At 62.3% G+C, this 15481-nt stretch carries 13 protein-coding genes; 8 read left to right on the plus strand and 5 right to left on the minus strand.

Going from position 1 to position 15481, the window contains the following annotated elements; all coding sequences use genetic code 11:
* Positions 1 to 55: 55 nt before the first annotated feature.
* Both ARUE_RS02740 and ARUE_RS02745 read right to left on the minus strand, forming a co-directional pair.
* On the minus strand, positions 56 to 655 hold the full coding sequence (locus tag ARUE_RS02740; protein WP_014920651.1) for a TetR/AcrR family transcriptional regulator: 600 nt from the start codon (positions 653 to 655) through the stop codon (positions 56 to 58).
* 115 nt (positions 656 to 770) lie between these two features.
* Positions 771 to 2741 (minus strand): primary-amine oxidase, encoded by a 1971-nt coding sequence (locus ARUE_RS02745; RefSeq protein WP_014920652.1) that lies wholly within the window; start codon positions 2739 to 2741, stop codon positions 771 to 773.
* A gap of 118 nt (positions 2742 to 2859) precedes the next feature.
* Between ARUE_RS02745 and ARUE_RS02750 the strand changes: the two genes are divergently transcribed.
* The 3 genes from ARUE_RS02750 to ARUE_RS02760 all read left to right on the plus strand — a co-directional run bounded on the left by ARUE_RS02750 (position 2860) and on the right by ARUE_RS02760 (position 6559).
* Positions 2860 to 3315, plus strand: coding sequence for a hypothetical protein (locus tag ARUE_RS02750; RefSeq protein WP_014920653.1), 456 nt, complete (start codon positions 2860 to 2862; stop codon positions 3313 to 3315).
* Positions 3316 to 3336: 21 nt separating this feature from the next.
* Positions 3337 to 4833, plus strand: coding sequence for an aldehyde dehydrogenase (locus ARUE_RS02755; RefSeq protein ID WP_014920654.1), 1497 nt, complete (start codon positions 3337 to 3339; stop codon positions 4831 to 4833).
* A gap of 217 nt (positions 4834 to 5050) precedes the next feature.
* A complete protein-coding gene (locus ARUE_RS02760) occupies positions 5051 to 6559 on the plus strand; it encodes an APC family permease (protein ID WP_014920655.1) in 1509 nt (502 codons plus the stop codon).
* 7 nt (positions 6560 to 6566) lie between these two features.
* Here ARUE_RS02760 and ARUE_RS02765 read toward each other — a convergent pair whose 3' ends face one another.
* Both ARUE_RS02765 and ARUE_RS02770 read right to left on the minus strand, forming a co-directional pair.
* Positions 6567 to 7916 (minus strand): MFS transporter, encoded by a 1350-nt coding sequence (locus ARUE_RS02765; protein WP_011773337.1) that lies wholly within the window; start codon positions 7914 to 7916, stop codon positions 6567 to 6569.
* A 211-nt stretch (positions 7917 to 8127) separates the two neighbouring features.
* Complete coding sequence (locus tag ARUE_RS02770; RefSeq protein WP_011773338.1) at positions 8128 to 8961, minus strand: alpha/beta fold hydrolase; 834 nt, start codon at positions 8959 to 8961, stop codon at positions 8128 to 8130.
* A gap of 96 nt (positions 8962 to 9057) precedes the next feature.
* Between ARUE_RS02770 and ARUE_RS02775 the strand changes: the two genes are divergently transcribed.
* The 5 genes from ARUE_RS02775 (at position 9058) to ARUE_RS02800 (ending at position 14362) form a co-directional block, all read left to right on the plus strand.
* A complete protein-coding gene (locus tag ARUE_RS02775; protein WP_011773339.1) occupies positions 9058 to 9621 on the plus strand; it encodes a TetR/AcrR family transcriptional regulator in 564 nt (187 codons plus the stop codon).
* A 44-nt stretch (positions 9622 to 9665) separates the two neighbouring features.
* Entirely contained in the window at positions 9666 to 10967 is a 1302-nt protein-coding gene (locus ARUE_RS02780) for a cation:proton antiporter (RefSeq protein ID WP_014920657.1), read from the plus strand.
* A 363-nt stretch (positions 10968 to 11330) separates the two neighbouring features.
* A complete protein-coding gene (locus tag ARUE_RS02785) occupies positions 11331 to 12428 on the plus strand; it encodes an ice-binding family protein (protein ID WP_202949979.1) in 1098 nt (365 codons plus the stop codon).
* Positions 12429 to 12432: 4 nt separating this feature from the next.
* Entirely contained in the window at positions 12433 to 13134 is a 702-nt protein-coding gene (locus tag ARUE_RS24585; RefSeq protein WP_286140238.1) for a class F sortase, read from the plus strand.
* Between the two features lie 85 nt (positions 13135 to 13219).
* Positions 13220 to 14362 (plus strand): App1 family protein phosphatidate phosphatase, encoded by a 1143-nt coding sequence (locus ARUE_RS02800; protein WP_014920660.1) that lies wholly within the window; start codon positions 13220 to 13222, stop codon positions 14360 to 14362.
* Positions 14363 to 14507: 145 nt separating this feature from the next.
* On the opposite strand, the gene ARUE_RS02805 is transcribed toward ARUE_RS02800, so the two are convergent.
* Entirely contained in the window at positions 14508 to 15443 is a 936-nt protein-coding gene (locus ARUE_RS02805; RefSeq protein WP_014920661.1) for a CPBP family intramembrane glutamic endopeptidase, read from the minus strand.
* Positions 15444 to 15481: the final 38 nt, after the last annotated feature.

The following is a 15481-nucleotide window of genomic DNA, read 5'->3' on the forward strand; positions in this document are numbered from 1 at the left end:
ACACCAGTGGACAATTCACCCTCGCGTACGGGGGTGAATTGTCTGTTTGATGGGGTCAAACAGTGACGGCAAGCCGCGCCAGCGCCCGCTCCACCAGGTGCCGTTGCCGGGAACCGGTGACGGCGTCCGGATCCAGCATGGAGGTGACGTGCAGGCCCATCATGATGTTCAGCAGCTCATCGGCAACCGCATCCGGATCCGCCAAAGGTGCGCATTCGTCGTCGTGCTCTGCTTGGGCAAGGAAACCCAACACCAGGCCACGCCAGTGCAGCAAAGCCTCCCGACCCACTGCCCGCAGCGCGTCTTCCGTCTGCGCCCGCTGCCAGAAGGACACCGCCACGCGGGCCTCCACCACGGTGAGGGGATCGGCCGGAATGATCTCCAGGCACAACCTTCTGAGGGCCGAAAGGCCGCGACGGCCTGCCGTGCCAGCCGCGATGCGTTCGTTGGTGCGTTCGCAGATCAACTCGTAGGACGCCAGCAGCAGGGCGTCCTTATTGGGAAAGTAATGGGCCAGCACTCCCGGTGCCGCGTAGCCGCATTCACTGGCAATGTCCCGCATGCTGGCGTTCTCGATGCCCTGCTCCGCGATCAGCCGCCACGTGGTTTCGATGATGGAACGGCGACGTTCCTCGTGATCAACCAAGCGGGGCATGCTGTTCCTTCGTTCGGGCGGGTGGCCATGGCCGGACCGTGAGCACCCTACCACCGCGGGGACGCCGGGGCGCGCCCCCGCGGTGGTAGGTGCAGGTAAAACGCGGGTTACGCCCTCAGTGTCCGCAGGTGCCGGTGTTTTGCTCTGCAGGAGCGCAGTGTCCGGTGGAGGACGATGGCACGTTGAGTGTGGGGTTCTGATCGAAGAAGCCGTGCGGCTTCAGGGTGAATCCGGTGGTATCAACGGGCATGATAGGCCAGTCCTCGGGCCGCGGGAAGTGCGTCAGGCCAAACGAGTGCCACACTACGAGGTCCTGGCCATCGATGTCGCGGTCCTGAGCCACGTAACTGGGAAGCCCTGCACCTCCGGGGTGCTGGTTGACGAAGTCGCCTGCGGCGTAAAGCTCGTCCTCTGCGTGCTGCGTGACCCACAAATGGTGTTTGGCAAAGGCGGCCCGCGAAGCGATAGAGGAATCATCCGCCATGGCCAACGTAGGGTTGCCCTCCGGATAAAGGGTGTAGCCCACCGGGTGGCCCAGGTGATTCAGCGAGTCCGGGTTGCTGATGTGCCACACCCTTCCCTTGGTGCCATCGGCATCGCGGACTGCCTCCGATTCACGGGTCAGCACTGTGCGCTTTTGTGTGAAGGCGTTGCCGTGAGGGTTCCCGGGCCCCTTGGGAAGCCGTACAAGGTCCAGTTCCTCAACCCGGTTGGTGCCGCCGTCGACCATCATGTCCAGGCGCGCGCTGAAGAGGTGCTGGTGGTAAGGGGCACCAAGGCCCGGAGCGATCTCCGACGCGTAGGCGTAGTCCTTGTCCGGGAGTGCTGCCGTGAACACGATGCCCGTAGCCTTCGCCTCAAACTCGATGGTGCCGTCCAAATAGAGGTACCAGTAGAAGCCGTAATCGTAGTTGCCCACGGTGGTGAAGAAGGAGACCACCAGCCTGCGGTTGCGGCGAACCTCGTTGGAACCTGCCCACTCGTCCGTGTGCTTCCACAGGATTCCCGCGTCTTCCTCGTGGATGCAAATGCCGTTCTCGATCACGCGCGGATTGCCGAAATCATCTGCCACCACCGGGGACATGTAGGTGATATCGCCCAAGCAGTCGCAACCAAGCTTGAGTGAGTTGGCATCCCGGCCCACCAGGTATTCGCCGGAATCGAAGTAGTTCTGCCAGCTTCGGTACGGGGACGGGTCTCCATACGGCACCACCATTTCGGAGATGGATGCGCGGTGGACCACCGGGCGGCGCCGTCCCTGGTGCGAGTGGTGGAGCTGGTGGAGCACCAATCCCTCGCGGGCGTCGAAGCCGACGCGGAGGTCCCAGCCTGCCCAAGACAGATGGTTGCCTTCCAAGGTGAAGCTGGGACCCTCGGGTTGGGTGATTTCTATTGGCTTCAAATCCGTGCGGAGCTCTCCGTGGATGGTGGGGTCGGTGTAGTTGCCGTTGACCTCTGGTACCGGAACCGGGCCGTCGTCGATCAGGTGGTTGACGCGCCGGTTCTCAATGTCCACGAAAGCCACCAACCCGTCGATCGGGTGGGCCCACGGGTGGTCCGCGGGGTGGTCCTGGTGGAATCCCAAGCCGCGGAGCAGTCGCTTGCCTTCCTCATTCCCGTACTCGAAGACGCCTGCGGAGAGGGGAGCGACGCGGACTTGGGCGGGGGTCAGGCCGCGGCTGGCCAGTGCTGCGTTCCACTGTGGATCTACAGCCAGAATGTCCTCAATGATCCCGAATTCCTCGAGAAGGACCGGCAGTTGGCCATCGATTTCCGGGTTGAGTTCACGCTGATCCAGGACGAGGCCTGTGGCCAGGGACAGCCTGACATCGAGGGAACGCGACTGCGTGGCGTCCCAGAGCATTGCCCGGATCAAGCGAGGGGCATCTGCTGCGTCTGCCTGGAAGACGGCCTTAGGTGGCTCGATCAGGCCCAGGTAAGCGAAGCGTGTGGTTTCTGCGACGAGCCCGGCATCGGCCAGGATCCGGCGCGCCTGGTGGATTTCGTGTGCCGAGAGCTGCTCAAGCGGATGTTGCCCCAGCGGAGCCTGCGTCGTTGCGGCCAAGGGGGTGGTCTGAAGGGTCATGGCACTTCCTGAAGTCGATTTTTGATGGTACAACTGTTCAACCAACGCTTTGATGTTACCCACCTCACAGGCCGGCGTAAAGTCCTTGACCCAAATGTCGCCGGCGGCCAGGAGAACCATGAACCAGCAATCCCGCCTACCCCGGCGGCGCGGCACAACTACGCCCGTTTCCGCGGGCCTCGTGGGCGTTGCTGCTGCTGGCAGCGCTGTAGCCCATGTGGTGGCAGCGGCCAGCGGTCCGGCAGGAGTGATGGCCTGGTGGATGGCCGCGATGGGCGCTGCGTGCTTGAGCTGCGCGGCTCCCATGGCGGGCTTTCCCGCCCGGACGTTCTGCGCCGGACAGGCCGCAACTCGTGCCGCCGGCCACCTCCTGGCCATGAGTGCAGCAATGAACCTCATCCATCTGGTCCTCCTGCTGGGACCTGGCAGCGGCCACCACGGTCACGTCCAGGGCGCATCCACTCCGGACCACCAGCCGGCCATGCTCATCCTCATCGGCGTTGAACTGCTTTGCCTTATGGCTGCTTCGGCGGCCCTCCGTATGACCCGCACCGCAACACCACACCCGAACTGAAACCCCACACCAGGAGTCACCATGAACACAACATCCACTACGCTGTCCTTCGACTGGCACGGCCGAGCCGACGCCCTGGCGATCGATGGCAGGGCATTTATTGACGGCGGCCGGGCGGCGGCAAGCACCGGGCTCGTCCGTCCCACCAGCAGCCCGATTGATGGCCGAGTCCTCGCTGAGTTGGCCGCGTGCGGCCTGGCTGACGTCGATCGCGCGGTGGCGGCCGCGAGGCGCGCTTTCCCGTCGTGGTCCCGTTCCGGGGCCGAAAAGCGAAAGGGACTGTTGCTGGCGTTGGCCAACCTCATGGAGCTGAATGCCGATGAGCTGGCCCTGCTGGAGACGCTGGACAGCGGAAAACCAATCCTGCAGACCACAACCGTGGACGTACCCGGCGCCATCTCCACGCTGCGCTGGTACGCCGAGGCTATAGACAAGCAAAGCGGTGAAATGCCCGCCGTCCCACCCGGAGCCACGGCCCTGGTGACCCGCGAACCCCTGGGCGTAGTGGCCGCCATTGTTCCGTGGAACTTCCCGCTGGAAATCGCGGTGTGGAAACTGGCGCCGGCACTGGCCTCCGGCAACACAGTGGTGCTCAAGCCGGCCGAACAGACCTCGCTGAGCGTGTTGCGCCTCGCCGAGCTGGCCACGGAAGCGGGTCTGCCGGATGGCGTGCTGAACATCATTACCGGTACCGGCCGCGAAGTAGGCGCAGCGTTGGCGCATCACATGGACGTTGATGCGCTGGCCTTCACGGGCTCCACTGCCGTTTCCCGAACACTGTTGGAAGCCTCAGGTCGCAGCAACCTCAAGCGACTGAGCCTGGAAGCCGGCGGTAAGAGTTCCAATATCGTCTTCTCCGATACGGCCGACCTGCCTAAAGCGGCAGCCAAAGCTGCTTTTGGGGCCTTCTACAATCAGGGCCAGGTCTGCTCTGCGAACTCACGGATCCTGGTGCAGCGGGACATCCATGACGAGTTCGCAACCCTGCTTGCAGAAGCTGCGGTTGGTTACCGGGCCGCGGATCCGCTGGCTGGTTTGGCCGGCAACGGCGCCCTCATCAGCAGCGCCCACGCGAACGACGTCGAAGGCTGGATTCGGCGGGGACGCACCGAAGGTGAGGTGCTTTTCGGCGGTGAGCGGCTCGAAATCCAAGGCTCCGATGCCTACCTGGAACCTACGCTCCTGGGCGGCCTCCCGGCGGACCATGACGTTCACCGCGACGAGATCTTTGGACCCGTGGCTGTGCTGCACGCGTTCGACTCGGAGGGGGAAGCGGTGCGGTTGGCCAATGCCACAGACTACGGATTGGCTGCATCCGTGTGGACGTCCAACCTGTCCCGCGGCCATCGGGTGGCAGGGGAGCTCCTTGCCGGAACAGTCTCCGTTAACACCGTTGACGCACTGGGAAACACCACCCCGTTCGGAGGCTTCAAGCAGTCCGGATTCGGCCGGGACCTCTCCCTGCATGCCTTCGACAACTACACGGCGCCAAAGACTACGTGGATCCAGTTCGACTGATCTATCCCATCTGAAAAAACGCTGATATGCATCGTTATTCCATGGTTTACCTGATGCAATTCACGCGCCTACGCTAGGGCTCACAGTGGACCGGACCCGGCACGTCAACGTAGACGAGAGCCCGCCCGCTCCCTCACATCGCACCAGTCGCTAAGACACCTTCCCTTCCCACCCTTCTTGCTCAGTAGCAAACTTAAGCAGTAGCAAAGGATCGATCATGGATCAGCCAGTAGCCTCAACGCGGCTCGCGCAAGAACAAAGCAAGCATCTGCAAAAATCCCTGGGCCGCTTCGACATCTTGTTGTTGGTGGTCGCCGCCGTCATCTCAGTGGAAGTCCTGGGCCAGGTTTCCGGGTTCGGCGGGGAAACCTTCACCTGGACACTCATCCTTGCCATCACGTTTATGGTCCCCTACGGACTCATCTTCGCCGAGACAGGCGGTGCCTTCACTGAAGAGGGCGGCGTCTACGTATGGACAAAAATGGCCTTTGGGCGCGTGGTTGCAGCCATCACGTCCCTTTTCACCTGGGTGACGCAGCCCGTTTGGGTGGGTGGCGCCATGGCCTTCGTAGCAGTGGAAACCTGGTCCGAGTACGTGGGCCATGTGGACGCCGGAAGCCCTGCCGATTACATCTTCAAGCTTCTCTTCATCTGGATCACGGTGACCTCAGCGATCATCAGCTTGAAGCACGGCAAATGGCTACCCTCGCTGGGGGCCATCCTCAAGGTGGCGTTCCTGACCTTCTTCATCATTGTCACCATGATTTACGGGCTGCAGCACGGTTTCAACGGGCTCGACCTGGGCTTCTTCTCACCCACGCTTGCTGGCTTCCTGGGCGTCACGCCACTTCTGCTGTTCTCGTTCCTTGGCTTCGAGTCCGGGAACAGCGCTGCGGGGGAAATGAAGAACCCGGCCAAGGACGTTCCCATCTCGGTTGCCAGGTCCTCCATGATTGCCGCCGCGAGCTACCTGCTCCCCATCTTGGCCATCCTGCTGGTAGTGCCGTTGGACCAGATCACCGGCATTGGAGGTCTGTTCGGCGCAATCGCCACGGTCTACACAGTCTTTGGGCCTGCTGCGGAGGTCATGCTGTCCGTTTCCGCGGTGGTTTTCTGCTTCATCCTGGTCTCGCAAGGCGCCGCATGGATGATCATCAGCGACCGCATGCAGGCCATGGCTGCTGCAGACGGCTCCTTCTTCGGAGGCTTCTTCGGACGCTTCCACCCCAAGCTCGGCACCCCCATCCGCGTCAACACGCTCTCCGGTGTGGTGGCGACGCTGTTCATGCTCGCAGCCATGCAGCTCAGCGGCACCAGCAGCGCACTGTTTGGCGTGGTCCTCTCCATCGCGATTTCCACGTTCCTGCTCAGTTACCTGTTGGCCATCCCGGCCGCCGTGAAGCTGCGGAGCAAGTATCCCCACGCTGACCGGCCTTTCAAGGTTCCTGTCTCGGACACGGGCTTCCGCATTCTGGGTTACATCTGCTTCGCGTGGATCCTGATCGGGTCCTGGGTGGCCATCTTCCCGGGGACACTGGACGTGCTTTTCGGCTTGCCATACGACTTCGAGGCAACGTGGGGCGTCTCGCAGTTCACTTTCGAGGCCTTTGCTCTTGGAACCCTCGGCTGCATTCTGGCCCTGGGGCTTGTTGGATATGCCCGCGGGAAGAAGGTAAGGGAGGCGGTGGCGCCCGTGAGCGAGACAGCTGAGCTGGTCAACGACTAGCTGGGCACTAGCGGGCTTCGAGGTCCTCGAGTGTTTTGCCCTTGGTGTCCGAGGACAGGAGGGTTGCCACGGCCGAGACAACGCAGATGCCCAGCGTGGTCAGGCCGATGACCATGGGGATGTTCGCTGATCCCGGGGGAGCGATTGCCGTAAAGAGGCTCGGGAAGAAGGAAGCGATCATGAGCCCGATGTTTTGCGAGACCGCGAAGCCGGTGACCCTCATCCGCATGGGGAATTGCTCCTGGAAGAACGTGGCAAAGGTGGCGTTCCACATCTGGAAGAGGATGCCCTGAACGATCACGACGCAGACGAACACCAACGGGAGGCTGCGCTGTTCGATCGCCCACAGGTATCCCACGGTCAGCAGGCCGCCGGTGATGCCGCCGGCCACCATCAGTGCCCGGCGGCCGATCTTGTCGGACAGGGCGCCGAACAGCGGGATGGTCAGCACTGCGGCAACATTGGCAGCCATGGTCACCCAGAGGAACTCACTGCTGGAAAAACCGATGCCGTAGCCCTTCTGGGTGGCGAAGGAGACACCGAAGATGAGGGTGGCCATACCGATGACGTTGGTGAACGTCATGATGATGCACCGGAGCAAAACCCAGGGGTGGGTGCGCAGGAGGTCCACCAGTGGGAAGCGACGCTTGGCGCCGGCGTCTTCGGACTGGGCCAGGTATGCGGGAGGCTCCTCGACGCGGCGGCGAATGACGTATCCGGCCACGATCACTACGGCGCTGAGCAGGAATGGCAGTCGCCAGCCCCACGAGTGGAACTGCTCGTCGGGGAGGAATGCGGCGAGGGGAATAAGGACGGCCGTGGCCAGGATGGAGCCCACCTGTGTGCCCTGCAGGCTGAAGCTGGCGAAGAAGCCGCGCTTCGCGTCGGGGGAGTGCTCCACGATCATCGCACTGGCGCCACCGAGTTCACCCGCGACGGCGAATCCTTGGACCAGTCGGAGAATCACCAGGAGGACAGGAGCGAGGAGGCCCACCTGTCCGTACGTGGGCAGGAGTCCGACGGCAAAGGTAGCGAAGCCCATGAGCAGCATCGCGAAAACGAGCACCTTCTTGCGCCCGTGCCTGTCACCGTAGGCGCCCAGGATCACGGCGCCGAGCGGGCGGGAAACGTAACCTACGGCGTAGGTGGCCAGCGACGCGATGATGCCGACGGTGGGATTCTCCGTGGGGAAGAAGATGGTGGGAAACAAGAGCGTCGCGGCCAGTGAATACAGGGCGAAGTCGTAGTATTCCAGCGCGCTTCCGATCCAACCGCTCATGGCGGCTTTCTTCGGATCCTTCTGGCCGGTGGCTTCGCCTTGGGTTGAAGGGACGTCCCTCCCGTGCATCACGGTCATTGCGGCTGAACTCCTATGTCGTCGTTGGCAAGGAACAAGAGCTCTTCCCGTCCAGGACTGAACTTTTGGTGCTCATTCAGCGTGAGGAAGGTTACTTCTTGAATCGATTCATAAAGCATAGGACGTGACCTGCGCTACGTCAACGCACGACGGCGGCAGGCCGCCGCGGGTTCCCTTGGAACCTGGGGTGACCTACCGCCGTCGTTATTAATTACTTGGCCAGGAAGCGAAGCAGGATCTCGTTGACTTCGGTGCCGTGCGTCCAGAGCATGCCGTGCGGGGCGTCTTCGATCTCGACGTATTCGGCGGAGGGGAGGCGCTTGGTGAATTCGCGGCCCGTGGAGTCGATGGGCAGGATGCGGTCGTCGGTGCCGTGGACAATCAATGACGGGACGGTGACCTTCTCGATGTCGGAGCGGAAGTCCGTGAGCCACGAGTCCACAACCGCGAAGGAGGCATACCAGGACGAGCCTGCGGCGACGTTCCACGAATTCCGCAGCGCCTCTTCGCTGAGGCGGTTGCCCAGGAAGTTATCGGTGTTGAAGAAGTCGTTGTAAAAGTTGGTGAACCAGGCGTACCGGTCTTCGATGGCGGCGTTGCGGATGCCGTCGAAGACTGACGATGGAACGCCGGTGGGGTTGTCGTCCGTCTGGAGGAGGAAGGGTTCGAGCGAAGCCAGGAAAGCGGCTTTGGCTACGCGGGCTTCTCCGTACGTGCCGATGTAGCGCCCGACTTCGCCGGTGCCCATCGAGAAGCCCACCAGTACGGCGTTCTCCAGGTCCAAGGTTTCAAGCACGGTGTTCAGGTCTGCCGCGAAGGTGTCGTAGTCATAGCCCGTGGTCGGTTTGCTGGACTTGCCAAAGCCGCGGCGATCGTAGGTGATGACCCTGTATCCGGCGTTCAGGAGGGCGGCTGTCTGCTTTTCCCAAGAGCCGCCATCCAGGGGGTATCCGTGGATCAGGACCACAGGCTGACCCGTCCCGTGATCCTCGTAGTAGAGCTCAATGTCCGTGGTGTTCTCGGTGCCGACCTTGATGAAGCCCATGATTTTGTTCCCTTTTCCGAAGGTGGAGAACGGTCGTTCTCCGGCTGTGTTTTCATCGTATAGAACGATCGTTCTCATTTCAAGTAGAATGGGCACATGGATATTTCCGAGGTCCGAAACCGCATCGTCGCCACCGCCGATGAGCTCTACAACGCGAAGGGAATCCAAGCCGTTGGCATGGATGAACTCCGTTCGGCGGCCGGGGTCTCGTTGAAAAAGCTCTACGGGGAATTTCCCTCAAAGAGCAGCATCGTCATGGCTGTGCTTGAACACCGGCATCAATCCTGGACCCAAGGGCTCGACGCAACCGTCCAGCAAGCCGGGACACCCCGCGAACGCCTCCTAGCCATCTTCGACTACCTCGCGGGATGGTTCTGCCAGGATTCTTTCCGAGGGTGCGGCTTCATCAACAGCTTCGCCGAACTCGGTGCCATCAGCCCGGACGTCGCCGAATATGCGCGGAAGCACAAGGAATCGTTCCAGGAATACGTTGCCCGGTTGGCTGGCGAGGCCGGCGCGCCAAAATACCTGGCACCGCAACTCGCGATTCTCGCCGAAGGCGCCCAAACCACTGCGGCCATCGCGGGAACATCCGACGCAGCCGGACAGGCGCGTCAAGCAGCCGAAGTCCTGATCGACGCAGCGCTGACTTCCAACTAGGCTTCTGGGATGGGCCGAACGGCTCGTCAGGAAGAAGATTATTCGTGTTCGAAGCCCCCAGCATCTTGTTCCTCTCGGCAGGCTTTGCGGTGTTGGCCGCAGCAGTTCTGCCCAAATTGTTGCGCCACATGCCGCTTTCCATGCCGATGGTCTTTCTGGGCAGCGGAATTCTGGCGTTCACCCTGCTTCCCGAGCTACCGGACCCGGACCCCGTCAAGTACGGGGATTTCACGACTCACCTGACCGAAGTGTGCGTCATCATCTCGCTCATGGGCGCCGGATTGGCCCTGGACAGACCCTTCCGTTGGCGCGGATGGTCCACCACATGGCGCCTGCTCGGCATCGTCATGCCTTTGTGCATCCTGGTGATGACGCTCCTCGGTCTGTGGGTGCTGGGCTTGGGACTGGCGGGCGCCATCCTCGTCGCAGGGGCGATTGCACCCACTGACCCTGTTCTGGCATCCGAGGTCCAGGTGGGAAAACCTGCGGACGCGGAAGATGACCCGGACGAGGATGAGGTCCGCTTCGCTTTGACCTCCGAGGCGGGCTTGAATGACGGGCTCGCCTTCCCCTTTGTGTACCTGGCCATCCTGATCAGCTTGGTAGGGGCCTCCCCGGATGCCTGGCTGGGGGAATGGGTCGCTCTGGATGTTCTCTGGCGCACTGTTGCGGGGGTGCTCGTCGGTTTCGGCACGGGCAAGCTCTTGAGCATGTTCTTCTTTGCGGCCAAGGGCAAGACTTTCCGCTTGTCAGAACACTCCGAGGGTTTCGTGGCGCTCGCAGCTACTTTCCTGGCCTACGGCGCTGCGGAAATGGTGGAGGGCTACGGATTCGTCGCGGTCTTCCTTTGCGCTCTGACTATCCGGTCCGCCGAGCACAACCACTCCTATCACCAAGTGCTGCATAGCTATGTAGAGCAGCTCGAACGTCTGATGACCGTGGTGATTCTGGTGCTCCTTGGCGGCGCCATAGCCCGTGGTCTCTTGGAGGGGATCGGTTGGACGGAGGTGTTGGTCGCTTTGGCGTTCCTCTTGCTGGTCCGCCCGTTGGCTGGATGGCTCGGGCTGATGGGTGGCAAGACCGGGCCACGCGAACGCCTGGCCATCTCCTATTTCGGGATTCGCGGGATCGGGTCGCTCTTCTACGTGGCATACGCGCTGACCCATGGAAATTTCGACGCCGAGGCACGCGAACTGTGGGCCCTGATCGGTTTGGTGGTGGCACTGTCCATCGTGGTGCACGGGGCCACCACCGCGCCCCTGATGAACCGCTTGGATCGACTTCGGGTCGCTGAAGCGCGAAAGCAGCATGGCGACGAAGGCCGGGCACCCACCACGGCTGTGTAGCGCCTGCCCGCCCTTGGATTGCGAGGTTTATCAAAATTCTGGAGTAAATTTTTTTCGGCTTTGACAGTTGCCACTGAGCGCAATAGTCAGCATCCTGATGGTCTGAGCAGGGACGATACATATTTGGGTCCTGGCAGAGCAAGATCTGCCCTCTGGCCACGTTCATTTTTGCCCAGCTTTTGCCCTAGGCGCGCCGTGCTTGCGGGCGTACAGTCCGCTGTATAGCTCCCTCACATCCTGTTAGGCAGTTGCTTTGGGGCGTTTGCCCCGCTGGGGGAAGGAACTGCCATGCACCATAGCTCTGCGCGAAAAGATTCACGCACACCATGGATGGGATCACGTCGGCGCCGAAGGACCGTATCGGTGGGGGCTGCCTCCGGAATTCTTCTCCTTGCCGGCGCCATCATTTTGCAGCAGTCGCCTGCATTTGCGGCCACGCCGGTGAACTTGGGTACAGCAGCGTCCTATTCCGTCCTTGCCGCCACAACGGTGACCAACACAGGACCGACCACCCTTCAGCGAGACCTTGGCCTGAGCCCGGGCACCGCAATTACAGGGTTTCCGCCCGGCATCGCCGCTGGCACTACCCACGCAGCAGACGCAGTGGCGCTGCAGGCACAGTCGGATCTGACCACCGCTTACAACAATGCCGCCGGGCAAGCGTTAACGGCCAGCGTATCCGGAGACCTGGTAGGTCGGACGCTCACGGAGGGCGTCTATAAGTCGACGTCCTCATTGGCGCTCAGCGGACAGCTCACCCTTGATGGCCAAGGCAATCCCGCCTCAGTGTTTATCTTTCAGGTCGCTTCTACGCTCATTACGGCCTCAGCCAGCAGCATCGTGTTCACTAACGGCGCCCAGGCGTGCAACGTGTTCTGGCAGGTTGGCAGCTCGGCAACGCTGGGCACTGCTTCGAGTTTCAAGGGGTCCATCCTCGCGCTGACATCGATAACAGCTCAAACCAACGCAGTTGTGGAGGGGCGGCTGCTTGCCCGTAACGGACAGGTCTCCCTCGACACCAACGTGGTGACCACCCCCGCCTGCGTCACCACGCCCACAACATCGGCGCCCCCGGGCACCGCAACCGCGACGCCGACGGTAACGGTCACTCCAACAGAGACGGCGACGGCGACGGCCACCCCCACGGTGACTGCAACTGAGACGGCGACGGCGACGGCCACTTCGACAGCCACTGCCACTGCAACAGCCTCTGCTACTCAGACGGCGCCCGCCACAAGAACTACCGCAACAGCTTCTGCTACGAATCAGGCAGTTCCCTTGGCCGGCACAGGGAGGAACCAAGGCGCCAATGTGGATACCGCCGTCGCTTTGTCCCGTGCCGGCACCACCCAGCAAACAACGATCATCGGAACACTCTTGGTGGGCCTTGGCGGCGTGGGCGTCGTCTTCCTGGCAAGCCGGCTGCTGATGAGCGGGCGCAGGGGAAGCCACAAGGAGTAGTAGCTTGCGGAGACACCGCGCCGAACGACGCAGGGGAGCGTCGTTCTCCGCCCTCGCCGCTGTCGGGCTGACTCTGCTGCTTCTTGGGTGGTGGTGGTCAGCACAGGCAGGGGTACACCATGCCCCATCCACGGCCACTGCAACGGAATCCGTGCCCGCTACCAGCGGGCCGGGTTCCGTACCCGTGGTCAGTGCACAGACAACAGCGCCCATCTTCACTCCGCAGGCCGCAAGGCCGGGCAGTGCTGTTGAACCGGGGCAAGGGAACCCGCCCCTGCACATCACATACGCGGCTGTGGGGATGGATCAAGCCGTGGTGTCGCTGGCTCCGACGCTGCAGGAACTTGAGCTGAATTCGATCGTTCCGCCTCACACCCCGGACGCCTACTGGCTTAGTCCGTACGGAATGCCCGGTGAGGGTTCGATGAACACCACCTACGTTGTGGGGCACAGCTGGGAAGGCGGCGCCTCACCATTCAACAACATCAGCACACTCGCGAAAGCGGGTGATCTGCTGACCGTCACCACTGCTGAGGGGCAACTGGACTTCAAGGTGGACGATGTCACCACTGAGTACAAAGAAACTTTGAGGGACAGCAAAATCTGGGACATAGTGCCAGGTCGGCTCATTCTGATCACCTGCTACGCGGCTGATCTTTGGGGAAAGAACATCATCGTTCAGGCCAGTCCGTTGCCCGCACCATAACCGTTTCAGGGCCGGGTGTCCTGGACACCGCAGAGTTCTTTCGGACACACTGCGTTCGGGAGCCGAGCCATGGAAGACTGGACGCATGTCTCCCCGTCCCATGAAACCGCGCCCCCAGTCCGACGCCGTTGACAATGAAGGCCCCACGCCGCTGAGTAAAGGACGCCGTCACCTCGCTATGAGGCTCGACGACGCGTGGCTTGGTTTTCAGACGCGTCTCGCGATCCGGCGTGGCCGGGTGGAGACCGTCATCCCTTACACCGGATACGGCAGCACTTCCTGGGTTCGGGTCCTCGCGCGTATCGTCCGTAGCGACCCTCGGGACGCAGCGGGCCACACAAATCCGTTGCAGGAAAGCATGCGCGGCTGGCGCAACTTCACCAGTGCGCCGGTGGCCCACGCATCGGTGCAGGTCACCATTGATGGCACCGTCCACGACGTCGTCGCTGACCGCGGAGGGGTAGTCGACGCGCGTATTCCGGTGGCCCTCGATGCCGGTTGGCATACCATCACCCTCCGGTCCGGGGAGTCGGAAACCGTGGAGGCTCCCGTGGAGATCGTCGCGGACGACGCCGTGTTCGGCGTCGTGTCCGACATTGACGACACCGTGATGGTGACCGCGCTGCCCCGTCCGTTCCTGGCAGCATGGAACACCTTTGTCCTTAATGAGCACGCGAGGACCCCCACACCGGGTATGGCTGTGCTGTATGAGCGGATCGCCAGGACCGCGCCGTCCGCTCCGGTGCTGTATCTGTCCACCGGGGCATGGAATGTGGCACCAACCCTGTCCCGGTTCCTGTCCCGCAACTTGTACCCCGCCGGTCCCAAGCTCTTGACGGACTGGGGTCCCACTCCGGATCGCTGGTTCCGCAGCGGCCAGGAGCATAAGAGGACCTCTTTGGAACGCCTCGCCGAGGAGTTCCCCAACATCAAGTGGCTGCTGGTGGGCGACGACGGACAACACGATGAGGCCATCTACTCCGAGTTCGCCCAACGCCATCCCGCCAGCGTCCGGGCCATCGCGATCCGACAGCTCTCCGCGGGTGAAGCGGTGCTCGCAGGTGGTCGGTCGAAGTCCGGCGGCCAGCCCACGCCGGGAGTCCCGTGGATCTATGCCCCGGACGGTGCGGGAATGTCGGCCCAGCTCGAAGAACTGGGCATCATCCGCAATGAGGTGCGTTCCGCGGACGATCCCGAGGAAGGCGAAGTCACTACAGGTTCCGACTAACGAATGCGTGGCTCAGGCGAGTTGACCGTGGTGTAGTGGGTCAGTGCGCAAAGCCACCTGCCCCCGCGTCTGACGAAGATATCTGTCGTCCATTCGTCTGCATCTCACCGTAAGCCCCGGTAATGCGCGGTGCCGCGAGCATCCATCATCCTGTGTTCGGGACGCTGCGGGGCCGACCCGGGGCATCCGGGCGCGGCTTGCGGTTGGTGAGTGACTCGGTGCCGTACTTTTTCAGCAGCCAAGCGGCGAGGACCCAAGGAAGGACCCCGTACACCACCTGGGCAGTGAAGTTTCCGGAAGACAGGACCACGTAAGACTGCCATGCATTGGCGTAGCCGTGGAGGACAACAATCCAGAGGAGACTGCCGGTGTTGTTGTAAAGCCAAGTCAGGACAATGGTGTATCCCACCACACCGATGGTTAGGCCCACCACAGAGAACGCGGCCTGGAAGATGTTCGCGGCGCCGGTCATCAAGGGCAGCAGTACCACCGACGGCACATGCCATAAACCCCACGCCAGTCCCAGGATCCAACTGGCCCTCTCCGCCGTCTGCGTACGTTGCAAGTGAGGCAGTGCAAAGCCCCGCCAGCCCAGTTCTTCGGCCAAGCCCGTGCAAACTATCAGGAACAGCAGGAACGGCACGGCTAACGCCAGGGGCACCAGAAATCTGTAATTGATAGCGGGCATTCCTCCGAGCACCCAGCCCAAGGACACCGCAGTCACGCTGAGGGCAGCGGGAAACACTACGACGAAGGCAATCCATTTCCCGGGGATTCGCGCCTTAGCCAGCCGGGAGAACAGCTCCCGGAGCCCAGGCCTTCCGCGTGCCAGTGCGATGACAATGATGCCTGCTATCGATGGCCCGAAAGAAAAGCACAGCAGCAGGACTGCTACTGCGGCGCCAGCGTCCACTCCGCCGCCACCCAGCTGCCCCAGCAAGAGGAAATTCGACTCATTGGTAGGAACGACGTTGCGCGGGACCAAGTAGAGGTATGCAGGAATTTGCACGGCCCAGGTAATTCCATAGGCGAGGACGAGGAAGAGCGGCCAGGCCCAGCGGCCGCCGTCGGCAACCTTCATGACCCCATTGTCCTCTCACCGGGGCCTGCGAAGAAGAC

Origin of the sequence: Arthrobacter sp. Rue61a (assembly GCF_000294695.2) — a bacterium.
In the GTDB taxonomy this organism is placed as follows: domain Bacteria; phylum Actinomycetota; class Actinomycetes; order Actinomycetales; family Micrococcaceae; genus Arthrobacter; species Arthrobacter aurescens_A.

Coding starts and splice junctions, on each gene's coding strand:
- ARUE_RS02740 (WP_014920651.1), bottom strand. CDS start 655: ATGCCCCGCTTGGTTGATCACGAGGAACGTCGCCGTTCCATCATCGAA.
- ARUE_RS02745 (WP_014920652.1), bottom strand. CDS start 2,741: ATGACCCTTCAGACCACCCCCTTGGCCGCAACGACGCAGGCTCCGCTG.
- ARUE_RS02750 (WP_014920653.1), top strand. CDS start 2,860: ATGAACCAGCAATCCCGCCTACCCCGGCGGCGCGGCACAACTACGCCC.
- ARUE_RS02755 (WP_014920654.1), top strand. CDS start 3,337: ATGAACACAACATCCACTACGCTGTCCTTCGACTGGCACGGCCGAGCC.
- ARUE_RS02760 (WP_014920655.1), top strand. CDS start 5,051: ATGGATCAGCCAGTAGCCTCAACGCGGCTCGCGCAAGAACAAAGCAAG.
- ARUE_RS02765 (WP_011773337.1), bottom strand. CDS start 7,916: ATGACCGTGATGCACGGGAGGGACGTCCCTTCAACCCAAGGCGAAGCC.
- ARUE_RS02770 (WP_011773338.1), bottom strand. CDS start 8,961: ATGGGCTTCATCAAGGTCGGCACCGAGAACACCACGGACATTGAGCTC.
- ARUE_RS02775 (WP_011773339.1), top strand. CDS start 9,058: ATGGATATTTCCGAGGTCCGAAACCGCATCGTCGCCACCGCCGATGAG.
- ARUE_RS02800 (WP_014920660.1), top strand. CDS start 13,220: ATGTCTCCCCGTCCCATGAAACCGCGCCCCCAGTCCGACGCCGTTGAC.
- ARUE_RS02805 (WP_014920661.1), bottom strand. CDS start 15,443: ATGAAGGTTGCCGACGGCGGCCGCTGGGCCTGGCCGCTCTTCCTCGTC.